We start from the raw sequence: 22,286 nt of genomic DNA, 5'->3' as shown, positions 1-22,286 counted from the left end.
AAACTATAGCAAATCTTTGTGTAAATACCTAACTAAAAATGACAAACTCAAAAATGACTGACGACGCTACTACCCATGAATCTCCTGCTATTTTTAATAGCAAAACACGCCCACAAAGCGCTGACGATGAGATTAGCAACTTCGGTAAGGTGAACTACCTCGAAGTAACGCGCCATCAACATGACCAGCGTTTGGATAACTTTTTGTTAAACCGTTTAAAAGGTTTGCCAAAGTCACATATCTATAAAATGATTCGCTCAGATGAGATACGCGTCAATAATAAGCGCTGTAAAGCACACGATAGAGTGCAGCGTGAAGATGTGGTACGTATTGCTCCTGTAGAGCTAGCAACGCGCGAAAAACCAATTATTAGTACCGAATTTGCCAAAAGCTTGCTGGCTCGTGTGGTTTATGAAGATGACGGTTTGTTAGTGCTGAATAAGCCTTCTGGTATCGCTGTGCATGGCGGTAGCGGCTTGGACTTTGGGGTTATCGAAGCCATGCGTGAAGTGACGGGTAAAAAATACCTAGAGCTGATCCATCGCATTGATAAAGACACATCAGGGCTACTGATGATTTCCAAAAAACGCTCAACGCTCAAAGTGTTGCAGCAGCATTTGGTAGACAAGACCATTCAAAAGCACTATCTATGTCTTGCCAAAGGACAACCTGCGCTTAATGAGCAGCGTATCAATGCGCCGTTGCTACGTTATACACTTGCTAGTGGTGAGCGCCGAGTGAAAGTAGATAGCCAAGACCCACAAGCGAAAGAAAGTCAGACTGATATCATTATCCATGATCGCTTTATGATTAATAGTCAGCCAGTAAGCTTAATTGAAGCCAAGCCATTGACGGGTCGCACTCATCAAATCCGTGTGCATTTGGCACATATCGGTCATGCTATCTTGGGTGATGACAAATATAACGTTCATGATAAATCAGGTGTCCATCGTTTGTGTCTACATGCATGGCGCTTAGATATTCCAGGCTACAAGACCATTACTGCGCCATTGCCAGACGATATGGCAGATTGGTTACCAGAAACAACGAAGTTGCCTGAATAGTTTTTCAAAATTAATTCTTAAGCCAAACTATTTTTGTACTTTCCTAAACGTCACGATATCTTATTTTTACGAATAAGCCACCGTGACGTTTTAGTATCTGCTATTTATTACTTTTATTTATCAAGGTAAACCCATGACCAAACCAGCTACAATTTCAGAAAGCATCATAAATACTCAACCATCAGCAGAACATCGGTTGTCTGATAAGACGTTGATTATTTTTGATTGGGACGGGACCCTAATGGATTCAATCGGCCTGATTGTTGATTCTATGCATGTAGCTGGCGAAGCACACGGGTTTAAGACGACTGATAAAGCCGTAAAAGATATCATTGGTCTAAGCTTAATGAATGGGATTAAGATTTTATATCCGCAGGCAAACGATGCGCAACTGCTTGAGATTCAGCAAACCTATGCAGAGTACTATATTGCTAATAGTCATAATACGCCGCTCTTTGAGCCGATAGAGCATATGTTGCAAACTTTGCAGCGGCAAAGCAAAACGCTCGCCGTAGCAACTGGTAAAAAAAGAAAGGGGCTAGATCGTGTATTAGATGCCTCAGATAGCCATGATTATTTTGCGATTACGCGTTGTGCTGATGAGTCAGGCTCAAAACCTGATCCGCAGATGTTAACCGATATCTTGGAGTACACACAGCAGCAGGTTTCTGATGCTGTGTTTATCGGTGACAGTATCTATGACATTCAAATGGCAACAGCATTGGGCATGACCAGTATAGCGGTGAACTATGGTACGGCAACGAGTGCAGAGCTTGCTGCGCAAAATCCAACCTATCAGGTTGATACTCCACAAGCGCTAGTGGATTTGCTATGCGGGTAGAGCTACTTTTATAATTTTCGTTATTCTAATAGCACACCGATGATAATAATGAGTGAATAAACAGACAATAAAAAAGGGTTTATCGTAATAGCGATAAACCCTTTTTATTAAAGACAACGATGTTTATTTGTTTTCTTTATCAATGCTCTCTTTTTCACCGCTTTCTTTTTCAATAGCATCTTCTAACTCAGCGCCTTCTAGCAATGCAAAAGACGACTCGATAATTTTGTCTGCATCAAGCTGATACTCATACCAGTTGCCCATTATCCCAGCCAACTCATCGAGACCTTCTTTTCTGAGAGCCGAAAACAACTGAATGGTACAGTTTAAGCCCAGTTTTTTCAGGCGTTTACGAGTCTCAAGGAGGGCGTTCTTAGAAGCACCGTACTTCAGTTTATCTGCTTTAGTCAGCAGGATATGTACTGGTAGCTCACCATCGTTTGCCCAGTGTAGCATTTGCTCATCAAAAAACTTAAGCGGATGACGAATGTCTGTCATCAGTACCAGGCCTGCAAGGCTTGAGCGTGACACCAAGTATTCTTCTAGCTCAACTTGCCATTCTTTTTTCATCTCTAGCGGAACAGCTGCATAGCCGTAACCAGGCAAATCGACCAAACGTCTGTCAGTATCACCGATACTAAAAAAGTTAATCATCTGCGTACGTCCAGGTGTCTTAGACGAGCGAGCCAATTGACGCTGATTGGTTAAGGCGTTGATGGCTGATGATTTGCCAGCATTTGAGCGGCCTGCAAAAGCGACTTCCAATCCCATATCAGGCGGACAGAGACGAAAGGTAGGTGCTGACATCATAAACTCAGTTTGCTGAATTTTTTGACGAGATTTGGTATTGAACAAGGCATGTTCAGCGGCGACATCGTTAAACGGGGTACTCATAAATGGCTCATTAATCTTAAAAAATTGGATGCGATTATAAAATTTTAGTCAGCTGATGATTCAGGTCATCGGTGCGGTCAAGTAATTGGTCAAGCGATAGGTAAATCAAGGTAAAAGGCTGTTCTTTATCAATACAGTTATGTGCAAATCATAAAAGTAGCTATTTAATATTACTGGCTATTCTATACTATTCCGCGTCTTACTTATTGAAATAACTGCGATTAGCATCATATAAATAGTAGGATAACATTAAAGTTGGCCTGTCATTAAGACAAGTTCTCAGCTTTAACAAAGCCATATCCAAATTATCTATGTTTATATGACATATATTGTTACAATGTTTAACGAGAGACGTTTAATAGAACGATTGATGAGACACGTGAAATATCACGAGGAGGTGCTCTATGTTTTCAATCAGTAAACTTCTTAGCACGAGTTATCGCGCTATAATTGCTAGCAGTGCTGGACTATTATTAAGTGGCATTATGATTAGCAGCGCAAGTTCGGCGGATATCGCTACTACCTATAATAACTCATGTGCAGCCTGTCACGATAGTGGGGCGTTGAATGCCATCAAAAAAGGTGATAGTGCCAAATGGCAACAGCTGATTAAACAAAAAAGTATGCCGACGCTCATTAAGTCTGTCAAAGGTGGGATGCCGCAGATGCCAGCAGGTGGTCTTTGCGACAAATGTAGTGATGACGATTATCGTAAACTTATCGAATATATGAGCAAATAATCGACTTATAAATATAATTTGAACATATAAAATAAAGCGCTGGATTAACAACCTATCTGCGCTTTTTGTTTTTGCGTCATATTGTATATTGTATTGCCAGAAAACTGATGGATACTATGATTAAGTAGGCAAATGATACAAAGTCTTGCTATAATAATCGAAAATAAACCCTGATGTTAGTAAGTACTTTCAGACTGCTTGTGTCCAAGACCTCAAAATATACGCCATTCTCATGATTAAAGAGACGGCTATATCAGGTATCTTACCAGTGCAATCACTCTAAATAATGCTTACGCCGAGCTAGTAGGATTTGTATCAATGAAAAAGTTAATCGCTGCTGCCAGCTTATGCGTTGCAAGTTTCAGCGTACAAGCTGCTATTATTGTTCCTGAATATGACGTCAATGCAGGTCAAAAAGTTGCAGAAACCGTTTGTGCCGCTTGTCATGGTCTTAATGGCGTCAGCATTGTTCCTGCACAGCCAAACCTTGGCGGCCAAAACGTAAAGTACCTATATAAACAGCTAGTCAACTTTAAAGCAGGCTATCGCAAAAACGGTATCATGCAGTCACAAGTTGCTAATCTATCTCAGCAAGACCTAGCCAACGTAGCAGGTTATTACGCCAGTCAAGCGCCTTGGGGCGTTGGCTACGGCAATCCTGCAACCAACCAAGAAGCGACTAAGCTATTCTTGGGCGGCGACAAGTCGCGCGGTGTTATTGGTTGTGCGGGCTGTCATGGTCCAGATGCTGCAGGTAACACTTGGGCTGCATTTCCAAAGCTAGGCGGACAGCACGCTCAGTATATTGCTACTCAGCTAAAACTATTCCGTGCCGCTGGACGTGTTGATGATATCGATAGCGATGATCAAAAACGAGTCAATGATGCAGCCAAAGAAGGCGAGATGGGGATGATGCAAACAGTTGCATCTAAACTATCAGATCGTGACATTCGTATCTTGTCAGATTATGTAAGTGCTATTCACTAATTGAGTCGCACTGATTCAATATCTGATACATGCTTTGCTTTGCATAGAAGGCCATTGAGTACTGAATCGCATATTGATTATATCTGAATGACTAAACCCCGATTTCGGGGTTTTTTTATAACTGTTTGTCCCTTATATTAAGACAGTATTTAGCTGAATTCATTTACAGCAGCTTATCGTTGCTCTGTATAATTATAAGTTATCGTTATTCACTTTATACCAATTTTCAAAATATGATTAGCCTTGTCAAACATATTCGGTCTACTATGCGTAGTACTTGCACGTGTTTTGTTTGCTAACCCAGTTTTTGTGAATGGTATTAATTAGATCGTTTGGATTGAGATTATGATGATCCGTTATGCTTCTTATTTTATCGCGGCGTTACTACCGTTATTGCTATTTCGTTGGTTTGCACCTGCATCAATTGGTGAGATTGATTTTTGGTTACTATGGCTACTAGCCATGGTATTGGTTGCGCTGCCAGTTGTTTACGCTGAGATAGCATTGGCCTATCGCAGTGTCGAAGGCCCTCTAGCGGGTATGCAAAAGCTCACTCGCGAAGCAGATGTCAGTCCGATATGGCGCAGCTTTGGTTGGTTAGCGGCGCTGGTCTCTATTGTGATTGCAGCGTTGGTGATATCGGGTGCAAGTACAGGTATATTGTCTGCATTAACTGAGCTAAATAGCGTACCCGATGTACCTAGCTTCGCAGTTGCTGCAGGCCTGATGGTCATTGCGTTACTTTTAAGCTTGCTGGGTGTTGCGCCTTTACCCATTGGTTTAGGATTGATGGTAATAGGGTTGCTGCTAGGGTTCGCAAACGGTGTACCCAATGCTGGTTTTGCTATGACTGATATCAGTTTGACTGAATGGGCTCGCGCAGTCGCGTTAGCATTAGTCAGTGTTGGTGCGGGTACAGGACTATACTGGTTCGGTCAGAACTTGGTGAGTAAGCAGACAGTCACAGCGGTAGAAGCAACCAATCAGCAAGCAAACAATAGAGCTGCTACTCGTGAGTACCGTGCAACCAAGTTAGTGTTACCGATTTGGGTGTTGCAACTGCTGATAGGAGTAGTGGCTTTATTTACTAATGGTATGTCGCTACCACCAATTGGACAGCTGTTATATTGGGGCGGGGTGTTATTTGTGGCCAGTTACTTACTACATTACAGCACGCAACAGTTAACACATAAGTTTGGATTATTGGTTAGTTTGATAATCACTTTTGCTGTAGCGTTATTATTAGTGGTTGCGATTCCGACAGCATGGTTAGTTGGCATCTTGGTCATTATTAGTAGCATTACTGTACTATTATTATCAGTATTTGCGGGTTGGCAGATGAAGATTAGCCATCTACGCAAGTCACTAAATTTTAGTAATGAAGCAGTTTATAACTTGTGGCGAGTGGCGATACGTTTAGTCGTACCATTAGCATTACTGCTAGCACTGATAGGTTGGGTGATGCAGTGGTTGAGCTAACAGTCGAAGGTCGTGACAACAGTGTGCCACAGTCTACGCAAGCTAATTTAATGACCGTATATCTGGCGTATGCTGAAAATGAGCAGCGCCAGCATTATCTAGCTTTGCAGGTTAGACAAGGTACTAGTTTGCATGAAGCGTTGGCGCAAGCGGGATGGCTTGAAAAGTTTGCAGAACTGGCAAAGTGGTGTGAGCAAGTAATAGATATCACCACGCCAACTGCGAAACGTTGGCATGTGGGAATTTATGCGCAGAAACAGCCATTAAGCTATTTGCTACAGCCTTTTGACCGTATCGAGGTATATCGCAGTTTAAGCGCTGATCCTATGTCTCAGCGCAAAAATAAATCTCGTAGCTAAACTGTTAACCATCTAAGCTAATAGGTTTTGCTGACTATGATGCTGGCAGACTCTCAATACCTTCGATGCGCGTGACCAAACCATTATCATCAAAGTAAACAACTAAATGCTGGCTAGCGTTTTTGACATCTGCAATGCCTTTACGGCTACCTTCGGTGCCTGCTTTGTAGTCATAGATATAATCCCAGCGTTTAGGCTCAAGAGTATCTCGAATCGCAGGGCTACCAAGAGTATAAAGCACTTGGTTTTGATTCATCCCCACTTTTAGCTTTTGAGCTTGGGTTTGAGTAATCGCTGTGCCTTGTGGCAAATCAATCTTATAAACACTCAATAATGAGCAGCCAGACATAGCAACAGTAGCGCTAAGCATACTGGTGATAACGATCTTATGTAATGCGCTGGTGTGGCTTAAAGGACGGAAATTTAATGTCTTTATCATGGTAAGATGACTCATAAGAAATGAATTAGGTGTGGCCAGCGTTAGGTCGTACCAGTCTGACCGACAATCTTGGACAAATGATACGTCATTTACTTGCAATTGCCTACCACTTACGACATTATTTACCAAACACAATCTGAATGGTTAGATTAATTATATTTTAAATTCATAGGCTTGCATCTCGATATTTAGAAAATAATAAGAGAGATGTCTGTGTAATTTTCATCAGTTTATTATTGATCATTTACTTTATATTAAATAAAAATAATCTTTGTTGATTATTTATCTCATATTTTCTATTTTCTATTTGTTAAGGCTGTCACAGTCAAAAGGGATATTATGGCTTCTTTTACCAATCAAGATTTACGTAGAGCAGGACTCAAGATCACGTTACCTCGTATCAAAATTTTAGAGCTATTAGAAAGCGCAGAGCTGCATCATATGAGTGCAGAAGAAGTATATAAGGCACTTATCGAGCAAGGTGAAGATGTAGGTCTTGCCACTGTCTATCGTGTCCTAACACAGTTTGAGCAAGCAGGTATTGTTGAGCGTCATAACTTTGAAAACAATCTATCTGTATTTGAGATTACCCAAGAAGAGCATCACGATCATCTGGTTTGTGATGTGTGTGGCAAGATTATAGAGTTTCATAATGAAGTCATCGAAGAAGAGCAGTTGAAAGTAGCAGAAAAACATGGCTTTAAACTGTCTGGGCACTCTCTTGTGCTATATGGTATTTGTGCAGATCAGGCCTGTAGAGATAGCGCGAAGTAATTGTCTAGCGTATAAGTAGAAACGCTTATTTCTATCAGTACTACGATATCGAACAATAAAAAACCCTCGTTATAAATAACGAGGGTTTTTTATATATTCTATTCTATATTGGAAAATCAATAATTCAACTCACATCTAACGATAAACTATCAGCACCTTCATCTAAATTAGCCTTACCGTTTTTGCTGCTGAGCTTAATTTTGAGGCGCAAATCGTTAGGGGAGTCGGCATGTAGAATCGCTTCTTTATACGTTATCTCTCCTTGTTCGTACAAATCAAAAAGTGCCTGATCAAAGGTTTGCATGCCACTGTCTCGTGAGCGTGTCATTACATCTTTGATTTCATGGACTTCCCCTTTACGGATATAGTCACTAATCAGCTGCGAATTTAGCAAAATCTCAATAGCAGCGCGTCGTCCTTTACCGTCAGGTGTGGGGATAAGTTGCTGCGCGATAATAGCTTGTAGGTTCAATGACAAATCCATAAACAACTGATTATGGCGATTGGTTTCAAAGAAATGAATGATACGATCAATTGCTTGGTTAGCATTGTTTGCGTGCAACGTTGCAAACACTAGATGGCCAGTTTCTGCGTACTGAATAGCATAACTCATGACTTCACGGTTACGAATCTCGCCGATTAAGATGACATCGGGTGCTTGGCGTAGCGTGTTTTTTAGGCCTGCTTCAAATGAATGGGTATCGATACCAACTTCACGCTGGGTAATAATACAGCCGCGATGTTTATGGACAAACTCGATAGGGTCTTCTATCGTAATAATATGACCATGAGAATTTTGATTGCGATGTCCTATCATTGCTGCAAGGGTAGTAGATTTACCTGTACCCGTTGCGCCAACTAATAGAACAATACCGCGTTTTTTCATGGCCAATTCTTTTAGCGCTGGCGGTAAACGTAATTCTTCAACTGTTGGAATGTTGTTTTCAATTTTTCTTAAAATCATTCCTGCCATGTCGCGTTGTACAAATGCACTGACTCGAAAACGTGCTTGCTGCGCTTCATCAGAGATGGCAAATTGACACTCGTTGGTATCTTCAAACTCTTTTTGCTGGCTTGGTGTCATTACACCTTTGACCAATCTCATGGTTTGTTCAGCACTCAAAGGTGTTCTACCGACAGGTAAAATTTTTCCATTCACTTTCATGGAAGGTGCTACGTCAGCAGTAATAAAAAGGTCAGAGCCATTTTTGCTGATCATTAATTGTAATAGTTTATCAATGTCCATATCGCACCTGTACCAGATGTAAGTCAATTAAAATCATATTTTAAATACGTCAGTAAAAAGTAAAAAAGTAATTACAGAGACCATAAGTTGTTTGTTATTTTTGATGGTATCTGTCAATACTGTCTGTCAGTACTATAAAAATGCCTCAGGTTGCTTGGCATAAGGACGTGCAACATCTTTACTAATGGTTCCCTTACTTACCAAGTTCTTTAACGTCTGATCAAGGGTGATCATGCCATCGCCTGCACCTGTTTGGATGGCAGAGTACATTTGAGCGATTTTGTTCTCACGTATCAAGTTACGGATAGCAGGGGTACCTATCATGATTTCATGGGCGGCTATACGTCCACCTGCTTGACGACGCAGCAATGTCTGTGAAATAACAGCTTGCAATGATTCTGACAACATAGCGCGGATCATGTCTTTTTCAGCAGCTGGGAATACGTCAATGACACGGTCAATCGTTTTAGCCGCTGAGCTGGTATGCAAGGTACCGAACACTAAGTGACCAGTTTCTGCTGCGGTCAACGCTAAGCGGATAGTCTCAAGATCACGTAGCTCACCAACTAAGATAACATCGGGATCCTCACGTAGGGCAGAGCGCAATGCTGGCTCAAAACCCAAAGTATCACGGTGTACTTCACGCTGGTTGATCAAGCTTTTTTTAGATTGATGCACAAATTCAATCGGGTCTTCGATAGTTAAAATATGCTCTTTTCGGCTTTCGTTAATATAGTCAATCATCGCCGCAAGTGTTGTCGATTTACCTGAGCCGGTTGGGCCCGTGACCAAAACCACACCACGCTTAAAGTCTGAAACGCGTCTAAAGACATCGCCCATACCTAAGTCTTCCATCGTTAATACTTTAGAAGGAATGGTACGAAATACAGCGCCTGCACCGCGGTTTTGATTAAAAGCATTGACACGAAAACGTGCTAGATTAGGAATTTCAAAAGAAAAATCCGTTTCAAAAAACTCCTCAAAGTCAGCACGTTGCTTATCATTCATGATGTCATAAATAAGCTGATGCACGACCTGATGGGTCATCTCTGGCATATTGATACGGGTCATTTCACCATCAACACGTATCATTGCCGGCATACCCGCTGAAATATGTAAATCTGACGCCTTATGCTTAACGGTAAAGCGCAGTAAGTCTTCGATATTAAGATTGTTTTTTTCGGCCATAATTTAATATTCCTATTACTTAGTCTAGGTAAGACAAAACACTATAAAAGTACGTGGTAAACTATTTATCGATAGCCTTAGTATAATGAGAGATGATACGAAGCTCACCAGTACAGGTTTTTACCATCACTAGCATATTCAGCAGCATATGTTAAAGCATGTAACAATATCATAACAAGACTGTGAGTATTTAACCATCTACTAAATTAAGAAAAACCAGAACTGTATCGTTTTAAAATAATTTTCATAGAAGTTATTTCTAATTTACTTTTAAAAATCGGATAGTTATGTTTTTTATAATAAAAATTGCAGAAAAAAATTTCAAAAAATTAATCAAGCAATAAGGGCAAAATATGAAGGAAATGAATGGCAATATTGATGAAGTGACACTTATCGATAACTGGCAACAAGTTAGTAAGCAGATGAAGCAAGCGTGTGATCATGCTGACAGACAGGCTGATAATGTTATGCTGCTGGCTGTTTCGAAAACGAAACCTGCCGATATGATTGCAACTTTAGCGAAGCAGGGACAGCGTGATTTTGGTGAAAACTATCTACAAGAAGCCATCGAAAAAATTACTGAACTTAAAGCTCAACCTGTAGGCAAGAGTATCGTTTGGCATTATATCGGTAGTATTCAACGTAATAAGACACGTGACATTGCAGAGCACTTTGATTGGGTGCAAACGGTTGAGCGCGATATCATTGCCAGACGATTAAATGACCAACGACCAGCTGACCTACCACCGTTGAATGTATTGATCCAACTAAATATCGATAACGAAGACAGCAAGTCAGGATGTCTGCCAGCCCAGTTGCCAGAGCTGATAACAGCGATCAAAGGGTATGAGCGCTTACAACTGCGAGGTTTGATGATTATTCCTGCTAAAGCAAATACGGATGCCTTTGCACGAACTAAGCAGTTGTTTGAAGAGGTTAAAGTAGACTATCCAGAGCTAGATAACTGGGATACGCTTAGCATGGGTATGAGTGGTGATATGGCAGAAGCGATAGAAAACGGCACAACGATGGTACGTGTCGGCACCGCTATCTTTGGTCAGCGTGCTTAAAACGATATGAATAGGCTAGTTAAGCATTTTTTAACTAGCCATTAGGTTAAATGATATCTTCTAATTTAGTGACTAACATCTGCGTAATTTTAAGATTATCAGTCGCAATAATCTCAAATCGATAATTGGCATACTCAATCGTGTCAGTCTTTTTAGGGATTTTTCGAAGCATATACATCATAAATCCACTGATAGTCTCGTAATTTTGACTTCGTGGTAAGTCGACGATATCTAATGCACGAATTACATCTTCGATAGGGGTCATGCCATCGATTAGCCACGAGTTGTCAGTGCGCTGGACAATAGGTTGTTCTTCTAGCGTTACCAACTCACCCATCACAATACTCATCACGTCCTTTAAGGTGATAACACCAACGACTAGGGCATATTCATTCACGATGACTGCAAAGTCAGCGCCAGTAGATTTAAACATCTCTAATACTTCAAACAAAGACAACGTATCAGGCACGAAAAGTGCTGGTTTCAATAGAGTCTTGTTCGTTAAGCTAACTTCTTGTTGGTTCAAAACCAAAGCTAAAAAGCTACGAGATTCCACATAGCCAACGATATGTTCTAAATCATCATCATGGCAGACCAAAAATTTATTGTGTGGCTGCTCAATCATGATATTAACGACTTCTTCGGTACTTGTCTTGGTATCAAAGTAAACGATATTTTCGCGAGGGTTCATTACTGAGGTGACGGTACGCTCTTGCATATCAAAGATGTTTTCGATCAAGTGATGCTCTTGCTTCTTTAATACACCTGCTTCAGCACCTGCATCCATCACTGCATAAATATCTTCTGGTGTCATATCATCTTGACGGATGGTTGAGATGCCAAAAAGCTTAAACAGGATATTTGCAGCCCCATCGAACACCCATATAATGGGCTTTAGTATAAATATTAACAACATCATCGGGCGCACAAGCCGTACCGCTATCGTCTCTGCATTTGACATGGCCAAACGCCTAGGCATTAGATCAGCAAGTAGTGAAAAAAAACTCGTAATAAGTACAAACGATATGACTGATGCTATCGTTTCACTATTCAATAACTGCTCGAGATAAGGACTAATGGCCGACTCACCCACGGCACCAGCTGAAATAGCGACCGCATTTAGCACTATTTGTACTACGGTGATAAAGCTACCAGGATGCTCTTGCATATTGAGCACATCAAGTGCGCGAACATCGCCTTCTTTTGCCATAATTTGGAGCTTGATTTTGCGGCCTGCAGCGATGGCAATCTCAGCAGCAGAGACAAAGGTACTTAAGGCAAGCAGTAAAAGAAGAAAAACACTAGCGGTTAGCAAACTCATGACGTACTCGAAAAAGAAATAAAGATAATTAAGGCAAAATAGTTGGTGAAACTGTGTGGAAAAGAATCGGGTTAGATGTAAAAATTTTTGGTGGATAAAAACCAAAAAAGCTGGGCAAGCACCCAGCTAATAGTAAAAAATTCGATATCTTGTAAAACTGGTGAACTAGCACCTCTCAACTTATAGATAGTAAAAGTTGAGAGGTGTGTAGTAATTAGCCCTTGATTGACCACTTATTAACCAATGGATAACGGCGCTCACGTCCGAAAGCTTTGTGGCTAATCTTAGTACCGATAGGAGATTGCAAGCGTTTGTATTCGCTGTTGTCTACCATTTTGATGACTTTAGCGACCATCTCAGCATCAAAGCCTTTATCAATAATCTCTTGATAGCCCATATCTTCATCGATATATGACGTCAAGATACCATCTAACACATCGTAGTCAGGTAGGCTGTCTTGATCTTTTTGATCTGGACGTAATTCAGCCGATGGTGGACGAGTAATAACGCGCTCAGGAATAACCGGCGTATCTTCTAAACGGTTACGATAGCTCGCCAATTTATAGACTTGAGACTTGTATACGTCTTTTAGTACGTCAAAGCCGCCAGCCATGTCGCCATATAGCGTTGAGTAACCAACAGCCAATTCTGACTTGTTACCAGTCGTGATAACTAAATGACCGAATTTATTGGACAAGGCCATCAAAATAACACCGCGCGCGCGCGCTTGGATGTTTTCTTCGGTAGTGTCTGCTGGCGACTTATTGAATAACGGCGCTAGCGTATGACGGATGCCTTCGACAGCGTCAAAAATAGGGCAGACGGTGTAAGAAACATTTAAGCGACGTGCCTGTGCTTGAGCATCTTCTAGACTGATTTGAGAAGTATACTCGTATGGCATCATAACTGCATATACCTTGTCAGCGCCTAGAGCGTCAACAGCGATACAGAGTGTCAATGCTGAGTCAATACCACCTGACAACCCGACAATAATGCCAGAGAACCCTGAGTGATTAACATAGTCGCGTAGACCGACGACTAACGCCTGATACATTTCAGACTCACGGCTCAAAGTTAGAGGCGCTTTAGTCTGCTCGTTGAATTTAGCAGTTTTTACATCTAACGTAGCCAGTAGCAACTGGTTCATAAAGCGTGGCGCTTCATGAGCAATGCTACCGTCAGCTTGTACAGCCATAGAGCCACCATCAAACACTAGATCGTCTTGTCCGCCCACTGCGTTGACATAGACGATAGGTAGTTTGTTTTCACGGCTACGCTTGGCCAGCATGGTTTTGCGATTGTCTTGCTTTTCAATCTCAAAAGGCGAGGCATTTAAGCTTACGATTAAATCAGCACCTTGTTTTTTAAGCTCGGAGATAGGCCCTTTTTCCCACAAATCTTCACAGATAAGTAGACCAATAGTAATACCTTTATAGTCAAATAAAACTTGATTGCGACCTTTATCGAAATAGCGACGCTCATCAAACACGCCATAATTTGGCAAAATTTGCTTATGGTAAAAACCTTTTTGATGACCATTATGTAGGATGGCAGCAGAGTTAAAAGTTCCGTGATGATCGACATGCGGATAGCCGACAATCATGACGATATCATCGATATCACTCAAAGTAGACAAAGCGCTCTTGACGCGGCCAGACAAGCTTGGACGTAGCAATAAATCTTGTGGAGGGTAGCCCAAAAGAGCTAACTCTGGGAATACGATAACGTCAGCACCTTGTTCGCGTGCTTGTAATGCTAGGGTACGCATTTTTTCAACGTTGGTTGAGATATCACCGACCAAAAAATGTGATTGAGCTAAAGCAAAAGTGACAGTATCTTGTGGTTTATTGGTCTTACTGGCTTCGTTTGAGGTGTTAGAGTTGGGGTTATCAGTGTCTTTTGACATTGTTATTGTTCCTATCGATATATTATTAAAATTTGGTGTGTCTGCATTGATTTCAAATAAAATCAAAGTAAATCCGAAATTAACTCAAAACTGCGCTCTGGCATATCAGCTCAAATATTGAGCTGATATGCTGAGTCTAAATCTCGTATAAGCCTTTATAAAAGACTTATGATTTTGCTCAAGTAACTCACTCTAAGTGATAGCGACACCCTAAAATGAGAACTTATGATAGTCTAAAAGAAGACGGTATAAGCGGGTATTGAAATCTGGCTCAGAGGATTCGATGTCTGTACGATGATGTAAATAAACATGTGCAAATAAACTTAACTACACTGAAAAGCTTAAAATAATTGCTTTAGTATAACATCAATTGTCGCGACAAATAGAACGCACCAGTGGATTCCCTTATAAGATAACAGTTTAAAAGCTGTACATAAAAGCAGTTTTCAATACATCATTTTTACACACTAAATTCATGCATTATGCGCTAGTCATTATCGTCGTCATCTAGTAAGCTTGCATAGACAAAGTTGTAAGTAAAGATTACAACAACGCGTTATATAATTCACACGCTTTATTGCATAATAAAGTGTACTAACTGCATTTTTATTGTGTTGTCTACAATAATAAATGGCTATGAATTTGTAGTATGGAACTGAACATAGTCATACTATTTCATTGTCATATTACTTAATCCTCATATGACTTCATAAGTCCGACACAATGCTTTTTTGTACGACTCGCAACTCTCGCTAATGGATATGGCTTACAGACAGTGTCTAAGAGCTGATATTCATCACACATTTATAAACTCGCCAGCAAAATTATCGTTTGCTGTCCGCTTTTGGTTTATACGCTATGATTGAAAACTGGACAAAAGAATTTATTATTCAGCGCTTATTAGCAATTACGTTGCTAGTGGTGCTGTTCGTATTGTGTTTTCAAGTGGTACAGTTTTTTATTGTACCGGCGCTGTGGGCAGCGATTTTGGCCTATGTAACTTTTCCTATCTATAATTTCTTCCATGAAAAGGTAAAGCTAAGCCCAGACTTTAGCGCCGCTATTATGACGGTGAGCATCTCACTGATAATAGGCGTGCCAGTGGTCATCGGTGTGTTTATCTTGCAGCAAGAAGCTTTGAGTTTAATCAGTAATTTGATTTACCGTATCAAGGTAGGTTACTTAGATGTGCCTGACTCCCTCAAAGATTTGCCTATCATCGGTCAGCAAGTCAAAGACGTGCTGTGGCGTATTAACAAAAACCCAGAAGGGACGCTAGAAGCTTTTCGCATTTGGGTTCAGTCGCATTTATATTATGGCAAAATAGCATTCGATGTGGTGTTCAGTAGTTTGGCCAAACTCGGTATGGCGTTAATGACACTCTTCTTTTTTTATCGTGATGGCACTAGTCTGGTTCGGCAGATTCGTCAAGCGTTGCGTAACATCATCGGCAATCGCATCGACGGTTATATTGACTCTGTGGGTACAACTACGCGTGCCGTGGTATACGGTATCGGGCTGACGGCATTGGCTCAGGCTTTATTGGCTGGTATCGGCTATTACTTCGCTGGTGCACCAAGTCCTATTTTATTGACCATTGTTACTTTTATTATTGCCTTGATTCCGTTTGGCACGCCATTCGTTTGGGGCGGGGTATCGATTTGGCTGTTGAGCCAAGGACATACTGCAGAGGGTATTGGATTGGCACTATGGGGTGTACTGGTAATTAGCTGGGTGGATAATTTGATTCGTCCTATCGTCATTAGCGGCGCGACCAAAATCCCTTTTATCATTATTTTTATTGGTGTATTAGGTGGTCTAACAGCGTTTGGTTTTGTTGGTTTGTTTATTGGGCCTGTCGTATTGGCTATCGGGCTTGCAGTATGGCGCGAGTGGATATCGCAGCATAAGAATGAGATATTTGCTCAGCAAGAGGTGATGCTTTCTGACTCTCGTGCGATAGATCCTGTGCACGAACCAGAATAATGAGTCGCTAGCAAATACGATGTAAAAAATTATCGATAGAGATGATGAATAATGACAAATGAGAATATGGCAGATTCGACGAATAATAAGACCGATAAATTAAGTACAATTAAAAATATCACTATTTTAGCGGATAGCAACATCGCCAGTCTGAATGATTTTTTTAATGATGCTATGCTTGGTCAGCTGACTGAGCATACGGTTGAGATTATTACTGTCGCTGGTCGAGATATTGATGCAGCGCTACTTACCGAAGTACAGCCAGATGTGCTGCTGATACGCTCTGTGACGAAAGTAAATGAAGCGCTATTGGCTGACAATAACAGCGTGCAGTTTGTTGGGTCTGCGACTATTGGTACCGACCATGTAGACCAAGATTATCTAGCGTCTCGCAATATCACTTTCACCAATGCGGCTGGTTGTAGCAAGCATTCTGTGGCTCAATATGTATTGACGGCTGTTTTCACTTTGCGTCCGCAGTATTGGCAGCAATCGGCGTCATTAACATTAGGTATCATTGGTCTTGGTAATATCGGTAGTACACTTGCTCAATATGCCTATGATTTGGGTTGGCAGGTGCTAGGTTATGATCCCCTGTTACCATCCTCTAAAACTAACAATGCTAGCTTGGAGCAGGTACTTAGCCAAAGTGACGTAGTTAGTCTGCATGTGCCTTTGACTAATGAGAAGAATGCGACGAATCCTAAAGGTAGTGATTACCCAACACGTCATCTGATTAATGCAGCTGCATTGGCAATGATGCCTGCGGATACGATATTGATTAATAGTGCGCGCGGGCCTGTGATTGAGGAAAGCGCGCTTGAAGCAGATATTGAGTGTACTGGACGACAAGTGGTGCTAGATGTGTTTGAGCATGAGCCAGAAGTCGCAGTAAGCTTATTATCCAAACTCGCTATTGCCACACCGCATATCGCTGGCTATACACTAGAAGGTAAGCTACGTGGCACACAAATTATTTATGATGCCTTGTGTGAAAAATTAGCGATACCTCCAGCTCAATCTATGTCCAATCTGCTACCGCTAAATATGTTCTTATGGTCTGAATTAAAATCATATCCAGACAGACTGCCAAAGTTTTATGACATCATGCAAGATGATACCTCGTTACGAAATAAAGCAGTTGATGGGCAAGTAAGTGGTGCTGACTTCGACGGTCTGAGACGTGATTATAACTTGCGCCGTGAGTGGCAGTTTTAATTAAACAAGATACTGAGCAACCAATTATTCATCAGTCGCAGTAGAGCCCAATGACTCAAGCAAATAACATTTCTTCGCAGCTTATTACTTCTAAGCCTAGCTACGCACCAACCATGACACTTGCAATGGCACAACAGCGTGCGCAATTTATCAGCAATATTCGTCAGTTTTTTACCAGTCGACAAGTGCTGGAAGTGCAGACACCGCTATTATCCCAAGCAGGCAATACAGACACTTTTTTGCAGTCTGTAGCAGCTCATGTGACCTATCAAGACCGTCCGCGCACTTATTATCTGCATACCTCGCCTGAGTTTGCAATGAAGCGTTTATTAGCCAGCTGGCAAGTACCTATTTATCAGATTTGTCCTGTCTTTCGTGATAATGAAATAGGTACGCGTCATAATATTGAATTTACGATGCTTGAATGGTATCAACCGAATTATAGTCTGGACGAGATAGCAACTGAACTTAATGAGTTGTTAGAAGCGCTTTATGGTCATTCTGTTGTAATGAGTCATTATCGCTATGTCGATGCCTTTATGGATTATGTTGGTATACATCCGTTGACAGCGAGTTTAACTGCATTGCGAGCCGTGGCAGAAGATATGGGTTTGACAGGATTTAATTTTAATAATACTGATGATAGCGAAGAAAATCGTCGTCAGAGCTGGTTAGATTTGTTATTCAGTCACGCCGTAGAGCCAAACCTAGGTCATGATTTGCCGACATTGATTATAGAGTATCCACCTGCGACCGCTGCGTTAGCGAAAACCGCTATGGATAAAGACGGTAATAAAATTGCGAAACGTTTTGAGCTGTATATCAATGGCATTGAAATCGCTAATGCTTATGATGAGCTAGCAGATGGTCAAGCATTGCGTGACCGTTTTGAACAAGACAATCAATTACGTGCGCGTCATAATCTACCTAAAATGCCAATCGATGAGCATCTATTAGCTGCCTCCAATGATTTGATACCATGTAGCGGTATCGCAGTCGGTATGGATAGATTGCTAATGGTTGTAACAGGTGCAAGCAGCTTGGAAGAAGTCATCCCTTTTCCCAGTGGGCAAGCATGATTGAGCGTGCGTCTTTTAAATTAACTATAATCTAAATATATAATAAAAAGGTCGTTGTCTATTTACCAATTAGATATTGGTGAATAGACAACGACCTTTTGTATTGGCTGCTTCTAAAATCTAGCATCCACAACCAATTCTGCTAATACTAAACTTATTTATACCGTAGCAACTGCTTCATTGATATCGATATCACCATTATGTAGATTGAATACCTTACCTATGGTGTTATCTGCGGTTAGCACCGAGGCTAGCGTTGTCGCTACATCTTCGATTGCATTCTCACCAGAGCTAGTATCGTTGATAGTGATTTTGCCTGTACCAGCACGTTCTTTTAATGCGCCTGGCTGTACAATAGTGTAATCTAGCGAGCTGTTATTCACTAACCAGTGATCGGCGTAGTGTTTAGAGATGTAGTATTCTTTTAGATCTGCAATACCTGGGTTTTCATCCCATTTGTCAGTTTCTAATGAAAAGACCGAACTCAACATAATATAACGTTTAATACCTTTATCTTGTGCAGCCTGCATCGTTTTTACAGCACCATGCAAGTCAACTTCTAAGACGTTTTTGCCACCAGATCCTGCAACAAAGTAAATAGCCTCAATATCCTGATCCAATTGTTTTTCAATAGAGTCTTTACTTGCTGTAATGTCTAAATCTAGCTGGGTATAATTGTCATTATCAAATAACTTTTCTTTCTGACGAGTCGTGCCAATAACTTGATGATCATCAGCCAATAACTGCTTAACCAAATCACCGCCCACTCGACCACTTGCACCAACGACTAAAATTTTCATAATCATTCCTATTCTTATTTAAATGCTATTTTTTGAATTATTCAGTAAGTTTATTTATCTTAAAAACTGAATATAGAGTAACAAAGATAGGTAGCACGCTTCGTTATAAAGCGTGCTGATTGAATAGTGTTTGGTTATAGAGTGTATACAGTTTGCAAGGAAGCAAACGTTGGCTAGATAATGTTATTTAATAGAAGACAGGATGGGTAGGCGTCAGATAGAACGATAAAAGGCATTAACGAACCAAGCGATTAAGACCATCAGCAAAGGCTTTTTTATCTCGATCACCGTAGGGCTTTTGCCCGCTCATTTCCTGCAACTCTAGGACACCAGTACCGCGCATGGTATCCATAAAGTCGCGCATATTGAGCTTTTGCTTGATGTTGTTTTTGTCGTAGACCACGCCGCGCGTTGTCAGTACCATACCACCTTTATCCAAAATATCATTGGCTAAGGGGATATCGCTAGTGATAGCCAAGTCACCAACCTGTATCTGCTCAACGATATAATCATCAGCTTTGTCGAATCCTGACGGTACGACAGTCATAACAAGTAGAGGCGACTTGCGTAGCTTAATCGGCTGATTGGCCACAAATATGGCCATGGTCTTGGTACGTTCAGCCGTTTTAATAATCAAATCTTTAGCAATCAATGGTACCGAGTCTGCGTCCACCCAAATCTGCATTATTTTTTGGCCTTCTCAGATTTTGATGGAGTAGCAGTCAGGCTGTCTGTTTGGCTGTCTTTATTGTCTAGTTCATCAGCTGTGGCATCGTTTTGAACACTGTTCTGAGTACTGTTCTTAGCATTACTCTTAGCATCGACGTCTGCTTTACTAGGCTGAGTATCTACATTTGCATATTCTTTATCTAGACCAACCTTGTTTGGCAAGATAGCAACCAATTTTGCCATAGCAGGTTCTAAATCAGTCACATCATTAGGCATCAAGGTGATATGAGCAATCTTACGATCGTCACGCTCAGCCTTATGATAGCTATGATAATGAGCGCCATCAATATTTAGCACCGCACTGATATCAGGGTATTGACCCAGCACATTTACCATAATCGCAGGATGGACGTTATCTGTATCGCCTAATGGCAAGTTGACCACGGCACGGATATGATTCTCAAACTGGCTGGTAATAGCGCCTTCGATACTCCAGTGTCCAGAGTTGTGGACCCGTGGTGCGATCTCATTCGCCAATATCGCATTATGACCGCGAGCATCTTTGGTGACGAATAATTCAAGCGCCATAACGCCGACATAGTCCAAATGGTTCATGACTTTAGTAATAGCATCTGTTGCTTGCTGGAACAGGTGACTCGTGCCAACAGCAGGCGCTTGGGTTTTGGCCAAAATACCGTTGTGATGATGGTTTTCGACCAAATCGTAACAGCGTACCTGACCGTTTTGCGCTCTTGCTGCAATGATAGACACTTCACGGCTAAAGTTAATAAAGCCTTCAGCAATTAACGGCGCAGGTGTTGGCGTAAGTGAGCCTTTACCACTGACCGCGTCTTTAAGATCTAGCCAAGCAGCTTTAATATCACTGTCCTGCTTGATGACGAACTGTCCTTTGCCATCGTAACCACCTCGGCTGGTTTTTAGAACGATAGGCAGTCCTAACTCTTTACAAGCGTGCTTGAGCTCAGCTTCAGAATTTACTTCCATAAATGGCACGGTTGCGATATCAAGTGTGTTGAACATCTGTTTTTCTTTTAGACGATCTTGGGCGATATCAAGCGCAATCAGCGGTGGGAACATGCCTTGCTTGCTGCCAGACTTTGACAAGCTAACCAGCTGCTCGACTGTAGATGTTGGCGTGTTTTCAAACTCTAACGTAAAGACATCCGCTGCTGCGATAAAGTCTTCTAATTGATCGCTATGAAAGACACGACCGTATAAGCTGGCAGGGCATTCTGGATTGTCTTCTAAGAATACACATTGGTAACCCAGTGGCATGGCGGCTTCGGCAAGCATCATACCAAGCTGACCACCGCCTAAAATACCGATGGTACGAATGGTTTGGGTAACAGGATAAGCGTTTGCTGTAGTCATGGCAGGCTCTTTGAATAAAAGTGAATAAGGTGTTTGGGCTATGAAAATCTAAAACTCAATGGGTGAAAATAGGAAAAGGTGCACTGTATGCACCTTATCTCTACTCGAAATTGCTTAAAAATATACAGTGATAGCTTCAATCGTTAAGCTATAAATATAAAAGACGCTGCTATAAAAGCCGATCGACTTATATCTACCTAAGGATTGATAATACCTGGTGTTGGGCTAGCAAGAATAGTCTCAGTCTGAGACTGGCGCATCTGATCGAGCTTAGTAGCAATCGTATCATCATGCAATGCCAATACTTGAATTGCAAGTAAGGCAGCATTATAAGCACCAGCAGCACCAATCGCCAAAGTACCAACAGCGACACCTTTTGGCATTTGTACGATAGACAGTAGACTATCCCAACCGCTCAGCATAGATGATTTTACGGGGACACCAAAAACAGGTAGCGGCGTTTGACTGGCACACATACCCGGCAGATGAGCGGCACCGCCTGCACCAGCGATGATCACTTGTAGACCATTATCTTTTGCGCTTTTGGCATAATCAAATAATCTGTCAGGCGTACGGTGTGCAGAGACCACTTCACAATCAAACGCAATGTCAAAGTCTGCAAGCAATTGCGCAGCAGCACTCATAGTTGCCCAGTCAGACTGCGAACCCATGATAATGCCGACTTTCGGCTGACCAGCAGGGGAGGTGATTGGACCGTTCTGGTTAGCAGCAGTATTCGTGGTGCTCATGATTGGATATCCTCAAAAAGACCATCATACAAAAATTTTGCTATGGTCGTAAAGCCAAGTTTGACTTTTAGTACTGGTATGGCGC

21 protein-coding genes are annotated in these 22,286 nt (G+C 41.4%); 11 read left to right on the top strand and 10 right to left on the bottom strand.

Annotated elements, in window-relative coordinates:
- The first annotated feature begins 53 nt into the window (after nucleotides 1–53).
- Nucleotides 54–1,064 carry an RluA family pseudouridine synthase gene (locus CXF60_RS03365; RefSeq protein WP_102090793.1) on the top strand — a complete coding sequence of 337 codons (1,011 nt, stop codon included), beginning with the start codon at nucleotides 54–56 and terminating at the stop codon, nucleotides 1,062–1,064.
- A gap of 133 nt (nucleotides 1,065–1,197) precedes the next feature.
- Nucleotides 1,198–1,905 (top strand): HAD family hydrolase, encoded by a 708-nt coding sequence (locus CXF60_RS03360; protein ID WP_102090792.1) that lies wholly within the window; start codon nucleotides 1,198–1,200, stop codon nucleotides 1,903–1,905.
- A gap of 123 nt (nucleotides 1,906–2,028) precedes the next feature.
- Here the strand turns inward: CXF60_RS03360 and yihA are convergent, their stop codons facing one another.
- On the bottom strand, nucleotides 2,029–2,799 hold the full coding sequence (gene yihA / locus CXF60_RS03355; RefSeq protein WP_102090791.1) for a ribosome biogenesis GTP-binding protein YihA/YsxC: 771 nt from the start codon (nucleotides 2,797–2,799) through the stop codon (nucleotides 2,029–2,031).
- Between the two features lie 404 nt (nucleotides 2,800–3,203).
- Here yihA and CXF60_RS03350 point away from each other — a divergent pair, with 404 nt between their 5' ends.
- From CXF60_RS03350 to CXF60_RS03335, 4 genes are all read left to right on the top strand, one after another.
- Entirely contained in the window at nucleotides 3,204–3,539 is a 336-nt protein-coding gene (locus CXF60_RS03350; RefSeq protein WP_102090790.1) for a c-type cytochrome, read from the top strand.
- Nucleotides 3,540–3,857: 318 nt separating this feature from the next.
- Nucleotides 3,858–4,526, top strand: a complete 669-nt coding sequence (locus tag CXF60_RS03345) for a c-type cytochrome (protein ID WP_101205531.1) — start codon at nucleotides 3,858–3,860, stop codon at nucleotides 4,524–4,526.
- 345 nt (nucleotides 4,527–4,871) lie between these two features.
- On the top strand, nucleotides 4,872–6,005 hold the full coding sequence (locus tag CXF60_RS03340) for a hypothetical protein (protein WP_102090789.1): 1,134 nt from the start codon (nucleotides 4,872–4,874) through the stop codon (nucleotides 6,003–6,005).
- The gene (locus CXF60_RS03335) at nucleotides 5,993–6,364 is read left to right on the top strand and encodes an RnfH family protein (RefSeq protein WP_228707032.1); all 372 of its coding nucleotides are present in this window, start codon (nucleotides 5,993–5,995) and stop codon (nucleotides 6,362–6,364) included. Before CXF60_RS03340 ends, CXF60_RS03335 begins: the two co-directional genes overlap by 13 nt.
- A 34-nt stretch (nucleotides 6,365–6,398) precedes the next feature.
- On the opposite strand, the gene CXF60_RS03330 is transcribed toward CXF60_RS03335, so the two are convergent.
- Complete coding sequence (locus CXF60_RS03330; protein ID WP_102090788.1) at nucleotides 6,399–6,818, bottom strand: outer membrane protein assembly factor BamE; 420 nt, start codon at nucleotides 6,816–6,818, stop codon at nucleotides 6,399–6,401.
- 324 nt (nucleotides 6,819–7,142) lie between these two features.
- Between CXF60_RS03330 and fur the strand changes: the two genes are divergently transcribed.
- On the top strand, nucleotides 7,143–7,577 hold the full coding sequence (gene fur / locus CXF60_RS03325) for a ferric iron uptake transcriptional regulator (protein WP_102090787.1): 435 nt from the start codon (nucleotides 7,143–7,145) through the stop codon (nucleotides 7,575–7,577).
- Nucleotides 7,578–7,701: 124 nt separating this feature from the next.
- Here fur and CXF60_RS03320 read toward each other — a convergent pair whose 3' ends face one another.
- Together CXF60_RS03320 and CXF60_RS03315 are read right to left on the bottom strand one after the other, a co-directional pair.
- The gene (locus CXF60_RS03320) at nucleotides 7,702–8,823 is read right to left on the bottom strand and encodes a PilT/PilU family type 4a pilus ATPase (protein ID WP_102090786.1); all 1,122 of its coding nucleotides are present in this window, start codon (nucleotides 8,821–8,823) and stop codon (nucleotides 7,702–7,704) included.
- A 132-nt stretch (nucleotides 8,824–8,955) separates the two neighbouring features.
- Complete coding sequence (locus tag CXF60_RS03315) at nucleotides 8,956–10,011, bottom strand: type IV pilus twitching motility protein PilT (RefSeq protein WP_057758253.1); 1,056 nt, start codon at nucleotides 10,009–10,011, stop codon at nucleotides 8,956–8,958.
- Nucleotides 10,012–10,364: 353 nt separating this feature from the next.
- Here CXF60_RS03315 and CXF60_RS03310 point away from each other — a divergent pair, with 353 nt between their 5' ends.
- A complete protein-coding gene (locus CXF60_RS03310; RefSeq protein ID WP_101205534.1) occupies nucleotides 10,365–11,081 on the top strand; it encodes a YggS family pyridoxal phosphate-dependent enzyme in 717 nt (238 codons plus the stop codon).
- A 46-nt stretch (nucleotides 11,082–11,127) separates the two neighbouring features.
- On the opposite strand, the gene CXF60_RS03305 is transcribed toward CXF60_RS03310, so the two are convergent.
- Entirely contained in the window at nucleotides 11,128–12,402 is a 1,275-nt protein-coding gene (locus CXF60_RS03305) for a polyamine export protein PaeA (protein WP_102090785.1), read from the bottom strand.
- A gap of 214 nt (nucleotides 12,403–12,616) precedes the next feature.
- A complete protein-coding gene (locus CXF60_RS03300) occupies nucleotides 12,617–14,308 on the bottom strand; it encodes an NAD+ synthase (protein WP_102078089.1) in 1,692 nt (563 codons plus the stop codon).
- A gap of 858 nt (nucleotides 14,309–15,166) precedes the next feature.
- Here CXF60_RS03300 and CXF60_RS03295 point away from each other — a divergent pair.
- The 3 genes from CXF60_RS03295 (at nucleotide 15,167) to epmA (ending at nucleotide 18,591) form a co-directional block, all read left to right on the top strand.
- A complete protein-coding gene (locus CXF60_RS03295) occupies nucleotides 15,167–16,294 on the top strand; it encodes an AI-2E family transporter (protein WP_102078090.1) in 1,128 nt (375 codons plus the stop codon).
- A 108-nt stretch (nucleotides 16,295–16,402) separates the two neighbouring features.
- Nucleotides 16,403–17,512: a 4-phosphoerythronate dehydrogenase gene (locus CXF60_RS03290; RefSeq protein WP_102090911.1), complete on the top strand. Its 1,110-nt coding sequence runs from the start codon at nucleotides 16,403–16,405 to the stop codon at nucleotides 17,510–17,512.
- A 50-nt stretch (nucleotides 17,513–17,562) separates the two neighbouring features.
- Complete coding sequence (epmA, locus tag CXF60_RS03285; RefSeq protein WP_102090784.1) at nucleotides 17,563–18,591, top strand: EF-P lysine aminoacylase EpmA; 1,029 nt, start codon at nucleotides 17,563–17,565, stop codon at nucleotides 18,589–18,591.
- A 158-nt stretch (nucleotides 18,592–18,749) separates the two neighbouring features.
- Here the strand turns inward: epmA and CXF60_RS03280 are convergent, their stop codons facing one another.
- The 4 genes from CXF60_RS03280 to purE form a co-directional block, all read right to left on the bottom strand.
- A complete protein-coding gene (locus CXF60_RS03280) occupies nucleotides 18,750–19,391 on the bottom strand; it encodes an NAD(P)H-binding protein (RefSeq protein ID WP_102090783.1) in 642 nt (213 codons plus the stop codon).
- 235 nt (nucleotides 19,392–19,626) lie between these two features.
- Nucleotides 19,627–20,076: a YaiI/YqxD family protein gene (locus CXF60_RS03275; protein ID WP_102090782.1), complete on the bottom strand. Its 450-nt coding sequence runs from the start codon at nucleotides 20,074–20,076 to the stop codon at nucleotides 19,627–19,629.
- Nucleotides 20,076–21,452 (bottom strand): 5-(carboxyamino)imidazole ribonucleotide synthase, encoded by a 1,377-nt coding sequence (locus CXF60_RS03270; RefSeq protein WP_102090781.1) that lies wholly within the window; start codon nucleotides 21,450–21,452, stop codon nucleotides 20,076–20,078. Before CXF60_RS03270 ends, CXF60_RS03275 begins: the two co-directional genes overlap by 1 nt.
- Nucleotides 21,453–21,649: 197 nt before the next feature.
- Complete coding sequence (gene purE, locus CXF60_RS03265) at nucleotides 21,650–22,201, bottom strand: 5-(carboxyamino)imidazole ribonucleotide mutase (RefSeq protein ID WP_082624535.1); 552 nt, start codon at nucleotides 22,199–22,201, stop codon at nucleotides 21,650–21,652.
- Nucleotides 22,202–22,286 lie beyond the last annotated feature (85 nt).

Origin of the sequence: Psychrobacter sp. 4Bb (assembly GCF_002836735.1) — a bacterium.
GTDB lineage: Bacteria > Pseudomonadota > Gammaproteobacteria > Pseudomonadales > Moraxellaceae > Psychrobacter.
The sequence above is the reverse complement of the archived record's forward strand: the minus strand, read 5'-3'. Positions and strand labels throughout refer to the sequence as shown.